Annotated in this window: 28 protein-coding genes; 19 read left to right on the forward strand and 9 right to left on the reverse strand. The window is 36.8% G+C overall.

Annotated elements, in window-relative coordinates:
* Window positions 1-8 precede the first annotated feature (8 nt).
* On the forward strand, window positions 9-209 hold the full coding sequence (locus tag D8M04_RS08285; protein WP_121522460.1) for a cold-shock protein: 201 nt from the start codon (window positions 9-11) through the stop codon (window positions 207-209).
* Window positions 210-351: 142 nt separating this feature from the next.
* Here D8M04_RS08285 and D8M04_RS08290 read toward each other — a convergent pair whose 3' ends face one another.
* From D8M04_RS08290 to D8M04_RS08310, 5 genes are all read right to left on the reverse strand, one after another.
* Window positions 352-627, reverse strand: coding sequence for a phospholipase (locus D8M04_RS08290; RefSeq protein ID WP_121522461.1), 276 nt, complete (start codon window positions 625-627; stop codon window positions 352-354).
* A gap of 265 nt (window positions 628-892) precedes the next feature.
* The gene (locus D8M04_RS08295; RefSeq protein ID WP_121522462.1) at window positions 893-1,033 is read right to left on the reverse strand and encodes a YpzI family protein; all 141 of its coding nucleotides are present in this window, start codon (window positions 1,031-1,033) and stop codon (window positions 893-895) included.
* A gap of 22 nt (window positions 1,034-1,055) precedes the next feature.
* On the reverse strand, window positions 1,056-1,271 hold the full coding sequence (locus D8M04_RS08300) for a hypothetical protein (RefSeq protein ID WP_121522463.1): 216 nt from the start codon (window positions 1,269-1,271) through the stop codon (window positions 1,056-1,058).
* A 289-nt stretch (window positions 1,272-1,560) separates the two neighbouring features.
* Window positions 1,561-2,742, reverse strand: coding sequence for a chromate efflux transporter (gene chrA / locus D8M04_RS08305; protein ID WP_121522464.1), 1,182 nt, complete (start codon window positions 2,740-2,742; stop codon window positions 1,561-1,563).
* Window positions 2,743-2,775: 33 nt separating this feature from the next.
* On the reverse strand, window positions 2,776-3,081 hold the full coding sequence (locus D8M04_RS08310) for a PadR family transcriptional regulator (RefSeq protein ID WP_121522465.1): 306 nt from the start codon (window positions 3,079-3,081) through the stop codon (window positions 2,776-2,778).
* 336 nt (window positions 3,082-3,417) lie between these two features.
* On the opposite strand from D8M04_RS08310, the gene D8M04_RS08315 reads away from it, so the two are divergent.
* The 4 genes from D8M04_RS08315 (at window position 3,418) to spxA (ending at window position 6,440) form a co-directional block, all read left to right on the forward strand.
* Window positions 3,418-3,843 carry a MarR family winged helix-turn-helix transcriptional regulator gene (locus tag D8M04_RS08315; protein ID WP_158595097.1) on the forward strand — a complete coding sequence of 142 codons (426 nt, stop codon included), beginning with the start codon at window positions 3,418-3,420 and terminating at the stop codon, window positions 3,841-3,843.
* A 1-nt stretch (window position 3,844) separates the two neighbouring features.
* A complete protein-coding gene (locus D8M04_RS08320; RefSeq protein ID WP_121522467.1) occupies window positions 3,845-5,062 on the forward strand; it encodes an MFS transporter in 1,218 nt (405 codons plus the stop codon).
* 87 nt (window positions 5,063-5,149) lie between these two features.
* On the forward strand, window positions 5,150-5,935 hold the full coding sequence (locus tag D8M04_RS08325) for an AAA family ATPase (protein WP_121522468.1): 786 nt from the start codon (window positions 5,150-5,152) through the stop codon (window positions 5,933-5,935).
* Window positions 5,936-6,044: 109 nt separating this feature from the next.
* The gene (gene spxA, locus D8M04_RS08330; protein WP_121522469.1) at window positions 6,045-6,440 is read left to right on the forward strand and encodes a transcriptional regulator SpxA; all 396 of its coding nucleotides are present in this window, start codon (window positions 6,045-6,047) and stop codon (window positions 6,438-6,440) included.
* Between the two features lie 100 nt (window positions 6,441-6,540).
* Here spxA and D8M04_RS08335 read toward each other — a convergent pair whose 3' ends face one another.
* Window positions 6,541-6,762 carry a YppG family protein gene (locus D8M04_RS08335; RefSeq protein WP_121522470.1) on the reverse strand — a complete coding sequence of 74 codons (222 nt, stop codon included), beginning with the start codon at window positions 6,760-6,762 and terminating at the stop codon, window positions 6,541-6,543.
* 36 nt (window positions 6,763-6,798) lie between these two features.
* The gene (locus tag D8M04_RS08340; protein WP_121522471.1) at window positions 6,799-7,062 is read right to left on the reverse strand and encodes a hypothetical protein; all 264 of its coding nucleotides are present in this window, start codon (window positions 7,060-7,062) and stop codon (window positions 6,799-6,801) included.
* A 241-nt stretch (window positions 7,063-7,303) separates the two neighbouring features.
* On the opposite strand from D8M04_RS08340, the gene D8M04_RS08345 reads away from it, so the two are divergent.
* From D8M04_RS08345 to D8M04_RS08365, 5 genes are all read left to right on the forward strand, one after another.
* On the forward strand, window positions 7,304-7,576 hold the full coding sequence (locus D8M04_RS08345) for a hypothetical protein (protein WP_246001165.1): 273 nt from the start codon (window positions 7,304-7,306) through the stop codon (window positions 7,574-7,576).
* A gap of 303 nt (window positions 7,577-7,879) precedes the next feature.
* Window positions 7,880-8,590 (forward strand): response regulator transcription factor, encoded by a 711-nt coding sequence (locus D8M04_RS08350; protein ID WP_121522472.1) that lies wholly within the window; start codon window positions 7,880-7,882, stop codon window positions 8,588-8,590.
* Window positions 8,587-10,050, forward strand: a complete 1,464-nt coding sequence (locus tag D8M04_RS08355; protein ID WP_121522473.1) for a sensor histidine kinase — start codon at window positions 8,587-8,589, stop codon at window positions 10,048-10,050. Before D8M04_RS08350 ends, D8M04_RS08355 begins: the two co-directional genes overlap by 4 nt.
* Window positions 10,047-11,111, forward strand: a complete 1,065-nt coding sequence (locus tag D8M04_RS08360) for a LolA family protein (RefSeq protein ID WP_158595098.1) — start codon at window positions 10,047-10,049, stop codon at window positions 11,109-11,111. Before D8M04_RS08355 ends, D8M04_RS08360 begins: the two co-directional genes overlap by 4 nt.
* A 21-nt stretch (window positions 11,112-11,132) precedes the next feature.
* On the forward strand, window positions 11,133-11,429 hold the full coding sequence (locus tag D8M04_RS08365; RefSeq protein WP_121522475.1) for a DNA-binding protein: 297 nt from the start codon (window positions 11,133-11,135) through the stop codon (window positions 11,427-11,429).
* A gap of 36 nt (window positions 11,430-11,465) precedes the next feature.
* Here the strand turns inward: D8M04_RS08365 and opuFB are convergent, their stop codons facing one another.
* Together opuFB and D8M04_RS08375 are read right to left on the reverse strand one after the other, a co-directional pair.
* Window positions 11,466-12,983: an osmoprotectant update ABC transporter permease/substrate-binding subunit OpuFB gene (opuFB, locus tag D8M04_RS08370; RefSeq protein ID WP_121522476.1), complete on the reverse strand. Its 1,518-nt coding sequence runs from the start codon at window positions 12,981-12,983 to the stop codon at window positions 11,466-11,468.
* Window positions 12,976-13,938, reverse strand: coding sequence for an ABC transporter ATP-binding protein (locus D8M04_RS08375; RefSeq protein WP_121522477.1), 963 nt, complete (start codon window positions 13,936-13,938; stop codon window positions 12,976-12,978). Before D8M04_RS08375 ends, opuFB begins: the two co-directional genes overlap by 8 nt.
* Window positions 13,939-14,123: 185 nt before the next feature.
* On the opposite strand from D8M04_RS08375, the gene D8M04_RS08380 reads away from it, so the two are divergent.
* The 9 genes from D8M04_RS08380 to D8M04_RS08420 all read left to right on the forward strand — a co-directional run bounded on the left by D8M04_RS08380 (window position 14,124) and on the right by D8M04_RS08420 (window position 20,448).
* The gene (locus D8M04_RS08380) at window positions 14,124-14,681 is read left to right on the forward strand and encodes a maltose acetyltransferase domain-containing protein (RefSeq protein ID WP_121522478.1); all 558 of its coding nucleotides are present in this window, start codon (window positions 14,124-14,126) and stop codon (window positions 14,679-14,681) included.
* A 70-nt stretch (window positions 14,682-14,751) separates the two neighbouring features.
* Window positions 14,752-15,174 carry a GNAT family N-acetyltransferase gene (locus tag D8M04_RS08385; protein WP_121522479.1) on the forward strand — a complete coding sequence of 141 codons (423 nt, stop codon included), beginning with the start codon at window positions 14,752-14,754 and terminating at the stop codon, window positions 15,172-15,174.
* 477 nt (window positions 15,175-15,651) lie between these two features.
* Window positions 15,652-16,539, forward strand: coding sequence for a sulfite exporter TauE/SafE family protein (locus D8M04_RS08390; protein ID WP_121522480.1), 888 nt, complete (start codon window positions 15,652-15,654; stop codon window positions 16,537-16,539).
* Between the two features lie 66 nt (window positions 16,540-16,605).
* Window positions 16,606-16,773 (forward strand): YezD family protein, encoded by a 168-nt coding sequence (locus D8M04_RS08395; RefSeq protein WP_121522481.1) that lies wholly within the window; start codon window positions 16,606-16,608, stop codon window positions 16,771-16,773.
* 118 nt (window positions 16,774-16,891) lie between these two features.
* A complete protein-coding gene (gene ssuE, locus D8M04_RS08400) occupies window positions 16,892-17,446 on the forward strand; it encodes an NADPH-dependent FMN reductase (RefSeq protein ID WP_121522482.1) in 555 nt (184 codons plus the stop codon).
* A gap of 47 nt (window positions 17,447-17,493) precedes the next feature.
* Window positions 17,494-17,694: a Fur-regulated basic protein FbpA gene (gene fbpA, locus D8M04_RS08405; protein ID WP_246001166.1), complete on the forward strand. Its 201-nt coding sequence runs from the start codon at window positions 17,494-17,496 to the stop codon at window positions 17,692-17,694.
* A gap of 45 nt (window positions 17,695-17,739) precedes the next feature.
* The gene (locus tag D8M04_RS08410; RefSeq protein WP_121522484.1) at window positions 17,740-18,777 is read left to right on the forward strand and encodes an ABC transporter substrate-binding protein; all 1,038 of its coding nucleotides are present in this window, start codon (window positions 17,740-17,742) and stop codon (window positions 18,775-18,777) included.
* 16 nt (window positions 18,778-18,793) lie between these two features.
* The gene (locus tag D8M04_RS08415; protein WP_121522485.1) at window positions 18,794-19,612 is read left to right on the forward strand and encodes an ABC transporter ATP-binding protein; all 819 of its coding nucleotides are present in this window, start codon (window positions 18,794-18,796) and stop codon (window positions 19,610-19,612) included.
* Window positions 19,613-19,629: 17 nt separating this feature from the next.
* Window positions 19,630-20,448: an ABC transporter permease gene (locus D8M04_RS08420; protein WP_425464012.1), complete on the forward strand. Its 819-nt coding sequence runs from the start codon at window positions 19,630-19,632 to the stop codon at window positions 20,446-20,448.
* Window positions 20,449-20,461: the final 13 nt, after the last annotated feature.

The following is a 20,461-nucleotide window of genomic DNA, read 5'->3' on the forward strand; positions in this document are numbered from 1 at the left end:
AATTTTTAATGAATAAAGGTACGGTTAAGTGGTTTAACGCTGACAAAGGTTTTGGATTCATTGAAGTAGAAGGAGGAGACGATGTATTCGTCCATTTCTCTGCTATTCAAGGTGAAGGATTTAAAACCTTAGAAGAAGGGCAAGAAGTTACCTTCGATATTGAACAAGGTGACCGCGGACCACAAGCAACAAATGTTGTAAAAGCATAACGAACAGATAGAAAGGCTCTTTTCCATTGGAAAAGAGCTTTTTTGGTGCAGAAAAATATAATATTGATTCAATTTTTGTATAAAAATCTAAAATTGGAGTTAAAGCATTGCAAATGAACAATTAGAAGGATTTTTTTATATACTATCTTCTAAATGAACAAGTTATGCCAGCCTGAAATCTCATATAAGTATAGATTAAGCGTGCCGTCCTCCCTTCCTCTGTAGACAGGTGAATATATGGCTCTAAGCGACGAAGGAATGCAACATCGCAATCACACCGATTGCCTCCATATCTATAACATAAATCATGTGCCCTGCAAGCGGCATCTACTCTATTCACTGGTGCCCCAGGTCCACTGCATCCTGGTCCACACCAATTATAGCCTGGTATAATACATCTTGTTCTTCTCCTTGGCAAAAGTCATTCCTCCTTTACTAATCCTGCTATAAATTATTCGGATATTCTATGAATTGTATAAGCCGTAACCTAGTCAAAATAAAAAATAAGTATGAAGGGAAAATTAAAAAGCGACCATTAATTGGTCGCTTGGAACAGCTTATTACGGGTTATGGTTATCTTCAATTATTCAATAGAAATAGTAAGTGTGGAACTGATTCTTTCCGGCCAGCTGGTTTCTTCCTTGTGGTGCTCACAATCAGTGGGAAAGGAACGCCCAACTGATTTATTTATCCCCGTCATTTAATCTTCTTGCTTCTTCAGGGCTCGACATTTTGGTTGCCCCTTTATATCGCAGTCCTACATCACGGTCAGATTCCACACGGCCGCTTTGTTTAAGCTTTTTTTCTTGACGGTCTCTACCCATATTGCTCACCTTCTTTTTATAATTATTCGGAAACGCTTTGTGTTTGCATTGCACTTTGGACTTGGCTAAGAGACGTTTGTGCCTGTGCAATTTCAACAGCAGCCTGTTTCATCGCTTCTTCTGCCATAGCAGTATCAGACATCGATTTTTCTATTGCTTGTGTTAACAAAGTTTGTGTTAATGAAATGTTCGCTTTTGCTTTATTTAATGTGTTTACATCAATTGGTTGCTGAGTCATCGTCATTCACTCCTACAGATTTAATTACAGCTATATGTTATGCTTTATTTGGTAACTTATTAATAACATTTTTAGGAATTGTTATAGTAAGGTGAAGTAAAACTTCTGAAATTCTTACAAGTTTGATTATGCTTATCATTTTTATGTAGTATGCAAAAGGGCAAGAAAATTCGGAGAGTAAGGATTACCGTTTCTAACGGTAGTTCAACGTATTTATCTTGGTTTAGATATGAATACGAATACATGAAAACGGCAGAACCTACAATAGGCTCCGCCGTTTTTAATAAATTTAGGAAATGATCATTCCACCAACCGCGCCAGCTAATACAACTACCCACGGGGGGAGCTTCCAATAAACCAACATACTAAATAGAACAGCTGCAAGGGCAAAATCTGCTGGATTAAAAATGGAACTGGTCCAAATAGGGTGGTAGAGTGCTGAAATAAGGATGCCAACCACGGAAGCATTTACTCCCATTAATGCTCCCTTAATTTTCGGGTTGTTACGGAGAGCATTCCAAAATGGCAAAGTACCGACAATCAATAGGAAGGCTGGCAGGAAGATGGCGAACGTCGCGAATAGTCCACCTTTCCAACCCCCGACTACTGCACCAATATACGAAGCAAAGGTGAATAAAGGTCCAGGAACAGCTTGTGCTGCTCCGTATCCAGCCAGAAATTCTTCCTTCGTTATCCAGCCAGTTGGGACAAACTCCTGCTCTAAGAGTGGAAGAACGACATGTCCGCCACCAAATACAAGAGCACCCGAGCGATAAAAGCTGTCCAATAGGGCAATCCATTCAAGGGATGTTACATTGCGCAAAAAGGGAAGAAAGAATAATAAACCAAAGAAAATAGTTAAAATAAGAAATCCAACTCGACGTGAAATCGGAAACTGCGATACTTTCTCATTTATCGTTTGAAGATTCTGCTTCCTATAGAAAAAGAAGCCAAATAAAGCAGCTAACATGATAACAGTAATCTGAGAATAAGCTGTTTGCCATAGCAATGTTACGACAAGTGCAAATAACGCAATTGTTTTCCTCTGAATATCAGGTGTAAGGTTTTTAGCCATTCCCATTACTGCATGAGCAACGACTACAACAGCAACAATCTTTAAGCCATTAATCCAACCAGCATCTTCCATATTAAAAGTATAAAGAAGGTATGCAAACAAAATCAGCGCGATAACAGAAGGCAGAGTGAAACCGATAAAAGATATAATGCCGCCAATAATACCGCCCCGTATCACGCCTATTCCAATTCCAACCTGACTGCTTGCAGGACCTGGCAGAAACTGGCAAAGTGCTACTAAATCTGCATAGCTTTTCTCATCCATCCATTTACGTCGATGGATATACTCTTCATGGAAATAACCTAAGTGTGCAACAGGGCCGCCGAATGAAGTAAGTCCCAATCTTGTCGAGACCATTAGAATCTCAAGCCATGTTTTAAAGGTGTTGTTGTTCATACAAATCACCAGCTTTCTTTAATATATAATATTTTATTTAATCTCCTTAAATAATTCGTAAGCTTTTTCTCTTGCTTGCATGAGAACTTCTTCTCCTTTACTTGTAGCTGTATAATACTTGCGAATTTTTCCGTTGACATTCCTATCTTCGCGCTTTAGCAATCCATCTGACTCCATGTTGTGAAGGATGGGATAGAGAGTTCCTGCACTAATTTCATAGCCGTGGTTTTCAAGTTCTTCATGCATCCAGGCACCATATATGGGATGTTCTTTTGCATGATGTAGAATATGTATTTGAATAAAACCTAAAAATAACTTTCTAAGAATTCGGTCTTCGATTATAAATGACTCCTTTCCCTATATCGATTTTTAATATCGTGATTCGATATCGAATTTAAATTAACATAGACTAAGCTACTAAACAATGTGATAAAGCAAATATTTACGTTAATTTAAAGATACAAAGTAATGTATTGAAATCAGTAAAAGAACAGGGATGTACTAAAGAGATGTTTAGTTAATGCTGCAAGTCATTTAGAAATACTTTAGTGGGGTTAACTCGCAGTAAGACCGTACAATCGGTGAGATGAAAAGGAAATCCAATCAGGCGAATATTAACTTAATTTACAATTACTAAGAAATGGGATATAGTTACTTAAGTAACTAATTTTAGGGGTGACTCATCTGGATCCTAATTTTTTCCATCAACAGCTTCAATTCACAAGAACTTTCACAAAAAAATTAAATGAACAGCTGAAAAAGGCAGGTATTTTCCACTCCCAGTGGCTAATCGTTTTTTATCTCAAGCAATTTGAAACGGCAACATTAGTGGAAATCAGCAATTATTTAAATGTGGAAAAACCTACAATTACTCGGACGGTTCATCGGTTAGAGGAGCAAGAATTAATTAAAAAAATACCTAGTAATGACAAGCGGGAAAGACGAATCATGCTAACGGAAAAGGGGATAAAAGTTTTCGAGGAAGCAAAACAAGTGGTAGACGAATTTGAACGGAAACTCCTTGAAGATTTATCTAGTCAGGATTTAAATGCAACAGAAAACACTATTAAACATTTAATAGAGAGACTACAGGAGGGTTAAATTGGGAAAACCAAAATTATGGACTAAAGATTTTATTATGGTATCTACATCAAACTTTTTGTTATTTGTATCTTTTTACATGCTCATGGTTACGCTGGCTGTTTACTCGATTAATCAATTTCAAGCCTCACAAAGTGAAGCAGGACTTGCGTCGAGTATATTTGTTTTAGGGGCTGTTCTTGTTCGACCAATTGCAGGGAAATTTATTGAGAATGTAGGAAAGAAAAAATTATTGCTTTTTGGGCTTGCATTATTCCTCGGAATGATGCTTTTGTATTTTCCGATTAATCATTTAGGATTGTTATTAGTTATTCGTTTTATCCATGGTTTTGCTTTTGGGATCTCGACCACAGCAACTGGTACAATCGCTGCGGACATTATTCCCATGGCAAGACGTGGTGAGGGAATGGGATATTTTGCAACGAGTATGAATTTAGCAATGGCAATTGGACCTTTCATAGGTTTAATTCTTAGTCGTTACTTTGAAGATTCGATGATTTTTGTTACTACAACTGTTTTTTCTGTTATTGCATTTATTGCAACATTATTCTTACGTGTGCCAGAGGAAGAATCAGTTAAAGCGAAAACGGAAGGGCCGGGCTTCCGTTTAAAAGACTACTTTGAAAAAACGACCATACCAATAGGGATATTTATTATGATCTGTGGGTTCGTCTACTCAAGTATTCTATCTTTTTTAACGTCCTATGCGACAGAAATCAACTTAGTTGATGCTGCTAGCTTCTTCTTTGTTATGTATGCTATTTTTCTACTGCTTTCAAGACCGTTTACAGGTAAACTTTTTGACTCAAAAGGGGAGAACATGGTCATATATCCGTCTATTCTATTGCTGGGAGTAGGGTTAATCCTTTTAAGTCAAGCTCATGCTGGATGGATATTACTTTTAGCGGGGGCGATTATTGGGGTAGGATTTGGTACACTGCAATCTAGTGCGCAAACTGTAGCAGTTAATTTGGCAGAGAGAAACAGAATTGGTTTGGCTACATCGACCTTCTTTGTATTTTATGATTTCGGAATAGGAGTAGGGCCATTCTTATTAGGATTCATCCTCCCTTATATTGAGTTTCGTGGTTTATATTTGATGATGGCTATTATTGCTTTTCTATCTATTATTGTTTATTATTTTGCCCATGGTAAAAAACGAACAAAAAATGGAAGTTCAACAGAAAAATTAACTTATGAAAAGGATGTAGTTTCTTAAGCATACTACATTCTTTTTTTCTATAGAAAGAAGGAATTTGCCATGTATTTATGGAATATATAGTAGAGTAGAGAAAGGAATACCAATATGAGGTTAGATCGAGATACACAATACATAAAAAGGATTGAGCTGAGGAGGGATGCTATTCCCAGCTTTAAAGTATATCCCTTTACATTATCCGTGGTAAAAACCTTACATAACTTGACTCTCCATCCTAATGTAACATTTATTGTAGGTAAGAATGGAGTAGGGAAGTCGACGCTTTTAGAAGCAATCGCCATTCACTTAGGATATAATCCTGAGGGAGGAACGAAAAATTTTAACTTTATAAGCTATCCTTCTCATTCAAATTTAGATGCCTATTTACGAATTGCAAAAGGACCTTATTTGCCAGAAGATGGTTTTTTCTTTCGCGCAGAGAGTTATTATAACCTAGCTACAAATATAGAGGAATTAGATTCAGCTGGCGGAGGGAGAAAGATAATCGATGGTTTTGGAGGGGAGTCGCTTCATCAGCAGTCACATGGTGAGTCTTTTTTTGCTGCTTTCAATCATCGTTTTCGCGGTAAAGGATTGTACATTTTAGATGAGCCGGAATCTGCATTATCACCACTGCGGCAACTATCTATACTAGCACGTATCCATGAGCTTGTTGAACAGGAATCACAATTTATTATATCGACACACTCTTCTATCCTAATGGCATATCCTAATGCTAAAATATTAGAGCTAAGTGTGGAAGGTATGGAAGAAAAGCCCCTAGAGAAAACAGGCCATTACACTATTATGAAACAATTCTTTGAGGATAAGGACAGGCTATTGCACCATTTATTTAATGAAGATATGTTTGACACAAGGAAAGAAAAAGAGTAAAATTATACTTAATTAAACATATTTAGATTCGAGATATAAACTCTTAGAACATATATCACATTTACAGTATATAGATAGAGAAAACTGATTAAAAAGTGGGGAATGAATAATGGTAACATTATATGTTACACCGAGCTGTACTTCATGCAGAAAAGCAAAAGCATGGTTTAAAAAGAACAATATTCCATTCAAAGAGAGGAATATCTTTTCAGAAGGGCTTACTTTAGATGAGATTAAGGGGATTTTACGGTTAACTGAGGATGGAACAGAGGAGATTATATCTACGCGATCAAAGGTTTTCCAAGAGTTGAACCTTGACCTCAATCAGATGCCGATGAAAGAATTATATCGCGTGATTCAAGAAAATCCTGGGATGCTGAAGCGCCCAATTATCCATGATGATAAAAGACTCCAGGTTGGATATAATGAGGATGAAATTCGTCGATTCCTACCAAGATCTGTACGTACATTTTATTTAAAAGAAGCACAACGTATGATTAATTAAAAATAAAAAAATACGAATCCATTCAGGAATATCATGAATGGATTCGTATTTTTTTAATAATAGCATCCTTCATATTCTGAGTCATTGAATAGTCTTCTCATTATTTTTTCCTGAATCGCGTAATTAGTGGACTTACTTGGCCGTAAATATCATTTAGCTTATGAAAGGTACCAGTCATCTTTTCAAAATCCAAATTTCCGTCATCATCCTGAAACATCGATAGTAACCGTTCACTAGTTGATATCTCTTGTTTGACAGGTCGACGTGATGAAAATGGGCGCCGTTGGGGGGCTGGACGTCTTCTCGGCCTCTCCATAAACATGAAATACCACTCCTTTACCTTGTTTATAAATAGTTATTACCAGAAGAAGAAGGGAACTAACGCTAATGTTGCGATTGCACCTAGAGCTACTCCAAATCCAAATCCGCCATAACCATAACCACCATAATAGCCGTATCCAAATCCTCTAATGTTTCTTCCGCCACCTAGAGGACGTAAATAAACTCTTCTATTATCTACATGTCGAATTATACCTCTATGCACTCTGCCATCACGTGTTCTTATTTCTACTGCTCTTCCTCGATAACGATTGCATAAAGTATGATAATGACCAACAGACACACTAACACCTCCGTATAGTTTTAAACAACTGAAGCTAGATATATATATATACATTAAAATAGTTTATATAAGCTCCATTACTGCATGATATGTCTATGGCTAGATGTTGTATAGGATAAATCAATCAGGCAATGAGTGGAGTTTTGATAGATATTTTGTTTTTCAATTGATATAAAAGGAATACATAATTTCTGCTTTGTTAGAAACAATACAAATTAGTAAAAGAAGTGGAGGGATTATAATGATGGAAAATATTCATACGGAATTACAACAGGCAAGTAGAGAGATAAATGAAGCACAAGAGGCAGTTCTTCAGGCACAAGGAAGAGATGAACATTTATTAGAACAAGCAGAGCAGAAAATAAAGCGTGCTGCAGATGTCCTGCAAAATATTCAAGAGCATGGCGGCCTAGAAATAACTAAAAATTCACAGTTTCAGCAAGCTTATGAGGAATTGCATGATGTACGTCAGCAAGTGCAGGAAGCTCAGCAAAACAACCATGATATATTGTAATAATCTTCAGTGTTTTAAAGTTTTATCCTACTGTAGAGTTCTTTTCCTGCATAATCCTGTAAATGTGTTTAAGTACCCATTTTGTAAATGACTATAACTCTGAAAAGGAACTGAAAAATGTCTAACTACCTTTCTAAAGGTAGTTAGACATTTTTCTGTTATGATAGATTTCGGAGTAAAGAATCTCAGCAATTGAAAATTATTAGTTTTGTCAAAGTTTTGCCAAAGAATATTAAGTAAAAATAAACTTTTCAATATAACATATCGATATAAATTATACTAGGTGTGGGAAGAGGGAGGACAATGACAGAGAAAAGTAAAATTCTGATAGTAGAAGATGATTATGAAATTGCTCGTATTATGTGTGATCACCTGCGAAGAGAGAACTTTGAAGTAACCTGGGCATCAACTGGTACAGAAGGTTGGGAAGATTTTAAGCAAGATAGGTACTCAATGGTGTTAGTTGACTTAATGCTTCCAGAAATGGATGGTTTTACGCTTTGTAAAACGATTCGCTTAGAAAGTGATGTTCCTTTGTTGATTGTCAGTGCGAAAAATGAGGATGAGAGTAAAATTCATGGACTTGACCTTGGTGCCGATGATTATTTAACAAAGCCATTCAGTTTAAAAGAACTGACAGCACGAGTTCATTCTCATTTGAGAAGGTATCAGCGTTATACAAACAAGCATTACAATGAAGAAAAGTATTACTATAAGCATGGATTAGCTATCGATTTCTTAAATGGTGCAGTATTTCTCGATGAGCAGCTAATAAACCTAACCGCTAAAGAGCTCGAAATTTTGTTATTGCTTGCAAAGAATCCATTTATTACCTTTGAAAAACCCAAGATATACCAGCATATTTGGCAGTTGGAAAATGTGGAGGGGAATAATACGGTGACTGTGCATATAAAGAGTTTACGAACAAAGATTCAGGATACTAGTCGAACTGCTAAATTTATTCAAACCGTCTGGGGAGTCGGATATCGGTTTATCGGTGAACAAATAGGATGAAGATAAAATATTGGCTTATTGGCACTTACCTCATAGTTATGCTTTTACCAATCGCAGCGCTGTATCTTCTCTATGTTAGTTTAAGCCACTATGATCAGCAACAAGATTTAAAGGAATATCTAGAATTTCAGGAACTAGTCACGAACACGGAAACTTATTTGCAGGATGCCTCATTATACGACATTCAGCCTGAGGAAAACTATCAGCACTTACGAGATTTAACAAATAATAATATAAAGATTGATTTGTACCGATATGATGGAGTGCAAGTATTTTCATCATTGGATTCTCCTGGAACTACTCATTTTATAACAGATACTATTGAGAATTTGTATAAGGGATTAAATGAATATAAAAAAAATCCGCAAACCCATAATGTAAAAAAACTGATGTTGGATGAAGATAACCGTATTATAGGATTATATGAGATTACGGTTGGAAGAAATGCCTGGGTAGATACAGCCAGCAACCGATCTCTATGGATGATTATTCTGTTTTCTGTTTTCTTTATTGGGTTATATGCCTTAGTCTTCCTTTTGCTTCAACGTAAATTGAATCGACCATTAAAAATACTACAAGCTCATATGAGAGCTTTTGCTAAGGGAGAAGAAGCAAAAGAAGCATTAGTAGAGTCAAAGGATGAAATAGGTGAGCTTGCATCCCACTTTGTGAAAATGAAAGAACAAATCATTCAAACAAGGGAAGAACTAGCCAATCAACAAAAGGAAAAGGAATATATGGTTGCCTCTCTTTCTCATGATTTAAAGACTCCACTAACGGTTATTCGCACGTATACTGAGGCATTGGAAGATACTTCTCTTTCTGAAAAAGAAAGAGAAGAATACCGAGCTATTTTATTTCAGAAGTTGGACCATATGAAACAGATGATTGATGATCTTTCTGTTTATACCGCATTGCAATCATCAGGAAATAGTATTCATCCTGTTCAGGTAAATGGCCATGAATTCTTTGACATGCTATTCGCTGGATATGAAGCACCCTGTGCAAAAAAAGGAATTAAATTAGTTACCGATTTAAAAGTTAATAATGCTTATAGGCTAGATCCGAAACAAGTCATTCGTGTTGTCGATAATTTGATGGACAATAGCATGCGCTATACAGCAATAAATCGTCGAATTGGTCTAGCAGCAATTGGTTCAACAAAATCCCTGCCTGAATGGATTTTCTTAAGTTTTAAGGAAGAAATAGAAGAATGGAGACAGGGGGGAACTGTATTGCTCATTCAAAATGAAGGAATGGGAATCCGATCCGAACAACTAGAGAAATTGTTTCTCCCATTCTATCAAGATAATGCTTCTAGAGGGAAGGGAGCTACCTCAGGTCTTGGGTTAAGTATAGCGAAAATGATTATGGAAAAACATGATGGAAAGATAAAGATATGGTCGAAAGAGGAGCAAGGAACATTAATTGCCTGTTGGCTGAAGGAGAGAGGATATTGAAAAAAGTATTAGCATTATTAAGTATTACTGCATTACTTTTGGGAGGTTGTTCTATGGACATGAATGTATCTGCTGAAGAAATCATCCACAATGCAATCGAATCAGAAAAGGATATAGGCTCTTATTATGGAAAGTCAGAAATGAAGCTATTTGAAGGGGAAGAGCTTATTAATGAATTTTCAATAGAAGAGTTTGTAGCTGAGGATGGGAAGAAGAAACTTATCACACAAGACAAGATACTTGATCAGAAGTCGACTGCTCTTAACATAGACAATAAATTAACAGTTTATGATGAAGCAACAGGACAGGTTTTTGAAATGGGAACGGAAGAAATGGCTGGACTCGCTTCGATGAGTCCAAAAGAACAATTTAAAAATATGATGGAAAACATGAAGTCTACCCATGATTATGAAATGGTAGGAGAAGATAAGGTATTAGACTTTGATGTGTTTCATATAAAAATGACAACCAAAGAGAAAGATAATTTAATTGGTGATATGGAGCTGTGGATAGACCAGAAAACATGGTTTGTAGTTAAGATGAAGACAGAGATAGGAGATTCTAAATCAGAAGTGCAATATACAACACTAGATTATTCCCCAGAATTTGCTGAGGATACATTTACGATGGAAATACCTGAAAATGCTGAGAAGGTTGATTTAGAGGAAGATTTCGGTCCAAGCAGTGTCTCTATTGAGGAAGCAGAAGAAGCGATGGGTCAATCCTTTCTCGTCTTCCCTGAAGAAGAGATAAAGCTGACTGATGTGCAGTTATATCCTTATTCCGAGCAACTTCAGCGAAGTGAAATAGATTTGCAATACAGCTCAGCAGAAGATATTCCAATGTTCTCTCTATCTGTTTTTCCAACACCAGAGGATATGCCAATTGCCGAAGGAGATAGAAAAATTCGAGGGAATAATGCGGAATATGATAAGATGATTAACGGAATCAGTTGGGATGAAAATGGCTTACGTTACAATCTATTAATCACAAATCCAGATATTGCTATAGAGGATATTGAGAAATTAACAGATGAAATGGTCCTTAGTTCGGAGCAATAATTAATGGAGGTTAGTAAGTTCATGGAATTTGATTTTTTCTGGCTAGCTATAGGAATAGCTGCTGCAGGGTATTTTATTGGTGAAGGCATTAAGAATTTTAATAATCCGGATGGGAAGGATTTATTAGGAGATTCTTATGATGATGACCAGCATGAATTAATAAAGGATAAAGATGTGCACCATTTTATGGGAATAAGCAAAGAGGATGCTAAGCTGTTGGTAGAAAAGTATCCCGATATTCCACACATAGAACTGAATGGATCTATCTATTATCCAAAAGCAAAATTACGCCAATGGTTAATGAAAATAGGAGAATAAAGAAAAGCGTGCAATCTGTCCATTGCACGCTTCTTCCTATTCTAGTAAACCTTCATTTGTTAAATATTCTCTAGCCACTTCTCCTGCTGAAACGCCCTCTACGTCAACCATATAGTTCATTTCACGCATCTCATCATCCGTGATTTTGCCACCAAGTTGATTTAACACGTTAACGATTTCTGGATATTCTTCCGCTGTTTCTTTTCTCATTAATGGTGCACCCTGATATGGTGGGAAAAGCTCTTTATCATCTTCTAATACGGTTAAATCATAACGTTCTAACTCACTGTCTGTAGAATACGCATCTATTAAGTTAATATCACCCTGTTCTACCGCGTTATATCTTAATTGAGGTTCCATGGTAACTAAGTTCGGGAATTGGATTCCATAGACCTCCTGAATTCCTAAATATCCATCTTCACGGTCAGAGAATTCGAGTGTAAAACCTGCACGAATTTCATCTTCCAAGCCATCTAAATCGGATATCGATTCTACTTGATGTTCTTCTGCAAACGTGGTCGGTATAGCTAATGCATAGGTGTTATTAAACTCCATCGGTTCCAGATAGGCAAGGTTATACTGTTCTTCTAATCCTTTTTTCGCCTGTTCATATACTTCCTGTCTGTCATTGCTAACCGCAGTTTCTTTTAAGAACTCCGCGATAGCTGTTCCAGTGAATTCTGGGTATATATCAATACTATCATTCACTAAAGCATCGAACACAAAGGTAGTCTTACCAAGCCCGGCCTCAAGTTCGACGTTTAAATCCGTTTCGTCCTCAATTAACAGTTTGTACATATTGATTAGAATTTCAGGCTCTGCTCCCAATTTACCGCCAATCACAATGGTTTCCTCCTGGCTCTTCATGAGACTAGGAATAATAGTAATAGCAAAGGCAACTATGAAAATAACAATAATGGTAATCATCGTTTGTTTATATGGAAGTTTTTCCATTTTGCGAAGGACCAGATCAAACAGTATTGCTAAAAGAGCTGCTGGAATGGCACCAAGAATAATAAGTGCTGTATTATTTCTATCTATACCTAATAAAATAATATCCCCTAATCCTCCTGCACCGATTAAAGCAGCAAGTGTGGCTGTACCAATTATCAGTACCATGGCTGTTCGAATACCAGCCATAATAACAGGCATTGCTAGTGGAAGTTCAATTCTCATAAGCCTTCTTCGTGTATTCATTCCCATTGCCCGAGCAGCTTCCACTAAAGAAGGATCTACTTCTTTTATACCCGTATACGTGTTCCGTAAAATTGGAAGCAACGCATAAATGACGAGGGCAATAATGGCTGGAATTTTTCCAATGCCAAACAATGGAATAAACAGACCAAGTAAGGCGAGTGAAGGAATGGTTTGTAACACAGCGGTAACGTTAATAATTGGTTCCGCAATTCGTTCCTTCTTGGTTAAATATATCCCTAAAGGAATGGAGATTAATACAGCAAAGAATAAAGCCGTAAAGGATATTTGAATATGCTCCATAAGTGCCTGCCACAACTGTCCTTGTCTTGCTTGGAATTCATTCAAAAGGTTAGCCATTTAGGGCACCTCTCTCTCCTAGTTGGTTAGAGAAATATTGGATGATGATTTGGCGATCAATTATCCCGATGGTTTGGTCATTTTCTGTTATTGCAACCAATTCATACATACTTAATTTTTGTAATGCGTCTTCTAGTGAGGCTGTCCTTGGTAGAGAAGCGATAGGTTCCATTTCTGCCTCAGGCAGCGGCTGTATAAAGTCACTTAAAGTGAATTCTGTGGAAACTGGTAACCCTTTTGAGCCAACAAAGTCTTTTACAAAGTCTGTTGCTGGATTAGATACAAGCTCCGCTGGTGTCCCAATTTGAATACACTTGCCATCCTGCATCACGCAAATGCGATCAGCTAGTTTTAATGCTTCTTGCATATCATGTGTAACAAAAACGATTGTTTTGTTAATCGTCTTTTTTAAATGGAGCATATCATCCTGCAGTTTTTCCCGGCTTATTGGATCAAGTGCACTAAAGGGCTCATCCATTAAAATAATATCTGGATCGGCTGCCAAGGCGCGAGCAACTCCAATTCGCTGTTGCTCTCCTCCTGAAAGCTCGTTTGGTTTTCTTTTTCGATATGTATTAGGTTCAAGACCCACCATTTCAAGAAGTTCAGTTACTCGTTCTTTTATTTTATCTGGACTCCATTTTTTCAGTTCAGGTACAATAGCAATATTTTCTTCAATTGTCATATGAGGGAATAGCGCAATTTGCTGCAGAACATAGCCAATATTCCAGCGCAATTCATGAATATTGTATTCACTAATTTTCTTTCCATCTATGTACAGTGTTCCATCGCTTAAAGGAATTAAGCGATTCATCATTTTTAATGTAGTGGTTTTTCCACAACCACTAGGTCCAATAAGGACAAAAAATTCACCATTATGTATTTCAAGATCTAAGGATTCAACAGCAGTTGTTCCATCGGGGTACTTTTTTGTTACATTTTCTAATTTAATCACATTGTCACCTCTATCATTATAATGTTGTACATGGTAAAAAAACTCTATAGTATCTACCCTAGGTATAAACTAGTTAAACGTAATAAGCGCTTTTATTTTAACATTTCTCACTTGCTAACGCGCGTAATCTGTTTTAAGTTTATGATGATAGTATATAAACAAGAATATTGGAAGGATTTGTTTGCATGGTGTCTGAAAAAGAAAAAATGATTGAAGGAGAAATTTATAATCCGGCAGATCAAGAGCTTGTAAGAGATAGAATCAACGCCCGCAGCAAAACAAGAATATTTAATGCAACATTGGAAACAGAAGATGAAGAGCGAAAGAAGCTGTTAAAGGACCTTTTTGGTTCAACAGGAGATGACATTTATATAGAACCAACTTTCCGATGTGACTATGGATATAACATTCATGTTGGAGAAAACTTTTATGCAAACTTCAATTGCGTATTTTTGGATGTTTGTGAAATAAGAATAGGAAAAAATTGTTTTGTTGCACCTGGTGTACATATTTATACGGCTGCTCATCCGATTAATCCAGTGGAAAGAACAAGCGGGATAGAATTTGGCAAGCCAGTGACTATCGGTGATAATGTTTGGATTGGTGGGGGTGCAATTATCAATCCTGGTATTACAATTGGGGACAATGTTGTTATCGCATCTGGTGCAGTGGTAACCAAGGACGTGCGGGATAATGTTGTAGTCGGTGGAAATCCTGCTAGAGTCATTAAAACCGTTAATTAAGAAAAAGGTTGTCTTGAAAGGCAACCTTTTTTGGGTTAAACAAAATTAATATTAGTTGGGGGAATGAATTATGATAAAAGAACTACTTACTACAAAGGATATCTTAGCTGCTTTTCCAGTGATGAATCAGTTAAGAACCCACCTTGATGAGGAATCATATATTGAATTGGTACTCGAAGCAAGAGAGAAAGAGCATTATCGGATGTTCGCATTATATGCAGAGAGTAAGGTTGTCGCAGTGATTGGCTTTCAACCGATGATTACCCTTTACTACGGACGATTTATTTGGATTTGTGATCTAGTGACAGATTCTCATGAAAGGTCAAAAGGGTATGGAGAGAAGCTTCTAAATTATGTACAGGATTGGGCAGATAATCATAACTTTGAACGAGTTGCTTTATCTTCAGGGTTACAAAGACAGAATGCGCATCGTTTTTATGAAACGAAAATGAAGTACGACAAAGTTAGTTATGTGTTTAAGAAGGAATTGTGATCAAGAGGAGATCATGGAAACAGAATTTATTCTAGCAATATAAAATTACTTATAAAAGTTTTAGTTGTTTCTTATAGCTGGACAAAAAATGTTCGGATAATCTTATCCAAACATTTTTTATTTCCTTTTCCAGAGTGATTATTCTGGTATTATATCCGTGAATTTAAAGTCTTCTACATGCACAAATTTTAAGATTTTCATCTAAAAGAGAAGTATGGACCATTATTTATGAAGCATGTTCTAACCACATTAATTCTTTACTTAGAATTCTAATCTAAATATAGATACTATTTAAAAAAATAATAAAAAAATTCAATTTCCTAGTTGACATATAGGAATTAAGTGATTAGAATATAAAATAATTAAATACGGTATAACAAAATGTAATAGTGAATTTTTCCAGCAAAGACAAAGCCATCTCATTTTACCGTTTATGTATCAAAAAGTAATAACAAGAGTATATAGAGGGGGAGTAAGGTGAAAAACCTAATCGTATTTGCTTTTATTGGTTTATTGGCACAGCTTATAGATGGTTCACTAGGTATGGCATACGGCGTCACATCAACAACTTTATTGCTGGCTTTTGGGGTAAGTCCTGCAATAGCATCTGCATCAGTACACATTTCAGAGGTTGTCACAACAGCAGCGTCAGGGATTTCTCATATCAAATTTGGAAATGTCGATAAAAAAATGATTTATCGATTAATTATCCCAGGATCAATCGGTGCTTTTTTAGGGGCAACTTTTTTAAGCAATTTGCCCGGTGAAATAGTGGCTCCTTATATGTCATTATTTCTACTTCTGTTAGGGGTATATGTTCTCATCCGCTTTCTATTTTTGTATCAAGCGAGTGAGGAAAGGGCTGGTACTCGATTATCAGTGAAACAATCGGTTCCTCTCGGATTTATTGCAGGCTTTTTCGATGCAACAGGTGGTGGCGGTTGGGGCCCAATTACTACCCCGGTTTTACTTTCCAAAAAGGGAATAAGTGCAAGGAAAGCAGTAGGTACAGTGGATACAAGTGAATTTGCAATAGCGGTCTCCGCATCAATTGGATTCCTCCTTGCTCTTGGGTCAGCTGGAATTAACTGGACCTGGGTCATTGCATTAATGATTGGTGGTGTCATCGCAGCTCCAATCGCAGCTTGGTTAGTAAGAATTATTCCAGGACAATTAATGGGAGTACTAGTTGGTGGATTTATCATCTTAACGAATTCGCGTACAATATTGTCGACTTGGGTTGAAAATGAAGCGATTTATCCTTTTATATATGTGTTTATCGCTTTGGTATGGGTCATTTCCATAGTAGCCGCTGTTGTAAAGCTAAAACATAATAAAATAATCGCTAAGGAAAAAGCCTCTTAGAATTCATAATTATGTGTTGCTATCGGACGCTTTAATTTGAACATTTCTATTGAATGGAGGTTCCGAATGAAAAAGATTGATAATAATAAGCTAGATATTATTATATCTAAACTGGAGAATCTGGATTATGGGTCTCTAAATATTACTGTTCATGATGGCGAAATTACACAAATTGATATAACGGAAAAGAAAAGATTTGCATTACCGAAAACAACAAAATTACGTAAAAGTTGATAAGTGTATATCCGATTGGAAAACCAAAGGATACAGAAGATGATTTCTTTCTGTGTCCTTTTATATTTGCCAAAAATAAATATTTCTAAAAAAATGATGAGGAAGGATGAATAAATATATGTCTGATATTGTGATTATTTCTGGTAGTCCATCTCTTGAGTCAAGATCAGATAAAGTACTTCATTACTTGGGTTCTTTAGTGGAGAGCGAGGGTTTGTCAGTTCAATATATATCTGTTAAAGAAATTTCTCCTGATGTACTTCTTGGGGCAAAGTTTGATGATGTTGAAGTATTAAGGGTGAAGGCATCGTTAATTGCTGCAAGAGGAGTTATTGTTGGCTCCCCAGTCTATAAAGGAGCCTATTCAGGGGTACTGAAAGCACTCCTTGATGTTCTGCCACAGGATATCTTAAAACACACGCCAGTTCTTCCTTTAATGACTGGTGGGAGCTCTTCCCATCTATTAGCACTGGAGTATGCATTGAAGCCGGTATTGTCCTCACTCAAAGCACATAATTTAAAAGGCTTATATCTACAAGATAAGCAGATTGATAAGCATAGTGCAATTCCCATTATAGACGACGATCTATTACAACGTTCTAAGAAACAGCTTCATTATTTTATCGAATTGGTAAATAATCACTCGTTAGCTTTATACCAACCAACAAATTAAATTGGTAATTAAGAAACAGGTTGAAGAAGGGAAAGGGGGAATTCATGTTGGGAGAAATTTTTCGTAAAGGAGTAATGGAAAGGAGAAAGAAACTAACAGATATATTAATAAAATGGAACGTCTATGAAAATGAGGAAAGTCTAAACGACCTGTCCTTAACAGAATTAGAAAGAGAATATAAGAATTTAATATTAGAAAGCCATCCGCATGACAGCGTTCGTTCTATTCGGTGGAAAAATAATCATTAAGAAACGATTTTCGGTGTCAAATTATTTCAAAGGGGGAGAAGTAACATGGAAATCATTTCAAAATCTAAGTCAATCTTTATTCTATTTGCAATGATTGGCATCTTTATTTTAGCTGGATGTCAACAAGAAGCCAGCACCACTCAAGCAGAAGGCGAGTATGAAACATTGACGATCAGGTATCAAGGGAATGCGGGAAGAGTGCTTTTCCCCGAACTGGCTGAAGACTTAGGATATTTAGATCCGATCAAATTAGAGTGGGTGAATAATACGATAAGTGGGCCACAAAGTATACAAACAGCGGCAACAGGTGATACAGACTTTGGCTGGGCCTTTAACGGGGCAATTGTCCAACTAAGGGCAAATGGTGCGCCTGTCAAATCTGTAATTGGTTATTACGGCAGTGATGAGGAAGAGTTTTATGGATATTATGTTTTGGAAGACAGTCCAATTAAGGAAGCAAAAGATTTTATCGGAAAAACAGTAGGGATGAATACGTTGGGTGCACATGCAGAATTTATGCTAAAGGAATACCTCAAACAAAGTGGGCTTACTGATAAGGAAATCGAACAAGTAACAATGGTTGTTGTTCCACCAGTTAATACGGAACAAGCTTTAAGAGAGAAGCAGATTGATGTTGCGACACTAAGTGGTATGTCTCGTGAACTAGCAGTAGAAAATGGTGGAATTCGCCCAATCTTCAAGGACTATGAGTTATTTGGTTCATTTACGGCTGGAAGTCTCATGATGACAGAGAGATTTATCCAGGAGAATCCAAATACTGTTAGAAAATTAGTAGAAGGAACAGCTAAAGCAATTGAATGGGCAAGAGACACACCTCGTGAAGAAGTAATTGCAAGATTTGAAAAGATTATTGAAGAGAGAGACAGGCAGGAAGATACAGAGGCTTTACAATATTGGAAAAGCGCTGGTGTTTCAGAAATTGGCGGATATATGCAGCCAGAGAGTTTCCAACTATGGATCGATTGGTTAGTGAAGAATGGAGAGCTAGAAGAAGGTGAAGTAAAGGTAGAAGATTTATTTACAAATGAATTTAATCCGTATAAAGATGAGTTTGAAGATTAGGCAGGGGAGGGAAATCATGTCCGAAAAAATAAAATTTGATGGAGTAAGTAAAGTGTTTAGGTTAAGAGACAGCCAGAAAAAGAATGCAACACGAGAATTTACTGCAGTTAAGGATCTTAATTTTACAGTGAAAGATGGAGAATTTCTTACAGTGGTAGGACCTTCAGGATGTGGAAAGTCCACTTTATTAGATATGCTTGGAGGGTTAATAAAACCAACTACAGGAAGGGTTTTATTAAATGGAACACCTATTGAAGGCCCCGGGTTAGAGCGGGGAGTTGTCTTTCAACAATATGCATTATTTCCCTGGAAAACAGCCCTAGCTAACATTGAGTTTGGCCTTGAGGCTAAAAAAGTCCCTAAGAAGGAAAGACAAGAAAAAGCTCAAGAATACTTGGCACTGGTTGGATTGTCCGAATTTGCGTATCGATACCCTCATGAGTTATCTGGAGGGATGAAACAACGAGTAGCGATAGCTCGAAGTCTTGCATACGACCCAGAAGTATTATTAATGGATGAACCCTTTGCAGCACTCGATGCCCAAACGCGAGAATCACTCCAGGAAGAATTGCTGCAAATTTGGGAGAAGACAAAAAAGACGATTGTTTTTATCACACATGGAATAGACGAAGCAGTCTATTTAGGTCAACGAGTTGCGGTCATGACATCCCGCCCAGGTACGTTAAAGGGAATGATTGATATATCGTTTGATTCAAGAACAGAAGAAGGAGATTTACGCTCCACTCCTGAATTTACTGTGGCACGTCACCAAGTTTGGACACTCTTAAGCGAAGAAGTTAATAAAACTCGTTATAAAGAAACCTTAACGGTATAAATAAAGAGGTGATTAAATTGAACAGTGAAAAAACAATTGCCATTCCAATGAAATCCGCTCAGTCCGTTTTCGTTTTACCTTTCCGAACGTTAAAAAATGCCTTCAAGAAAATGATTATCATTTTATTATTCGCTGTGATTTGGGAGGTAGCACCAAGAATAGGTTTAGTAGATGCGATTTTCCTGCCGCCTCTATCGGAAGTGCTAGTCGCATGGTTTGAATTAATAAGATCGGGCGATTTATTTACCCACTTCTCGGCAAGTATTACTCGATCTTTTTTGGGATTCATTTTAGCCATAGCTATTGCTATTCCATTGGGGCTTATGATTGGATGGTATCCCATTGTCCATGAATTATTTAGTCCAATATTAGAATTGTTTCGAAATACTGCTGCACTGGCTCTGCTCCCTGTTTTTATCCTGATCTTGGGAATAGGGGAAACGTCAAAAGTTGCGATTATCCTTTTCGCATGCTTATGGCCATTATTGCTGAATACCATTAACGCAGTTCGAAATGTAGACCCATTGCTTATTAAGTGTGCTAAATCTATGAATCTAACTTCCTTTCAATTGTTTTACAAAGTAATTATTCCAGCTTCTGTCCCTACTATATTTACTGGAATACGTTTAGCGGGTACGTCTTCCATTCTTGTTTTAATCGCCGCAGAGATGGTAGGTGCAAAGGAAGGACTTGGTTTCTTTATTAGTTACACGCAGTTTAATTTTCAAATTGCAGAAATGTACGCAGGAATCATTACGATTTCCTTACTTGGTTTATTACTGAATCAATTACTGGTTAGCTTGGAAAAAAGATTCTCCAGATGGAAATCTGTTTAATTTTATGAGGGGG

The sequence above is a fragment of the Oceanobacillus piezotolerans genome, assembly GCF_003665065.1.
In the GTDB taxonomy this organism is placed as follows: domain Bacteria; phylum Bacillota; class Bacilli; order Bacillales; family Amphibacillaceae; genus Oceanobacillus; species Oceanobacillus piezotolerans.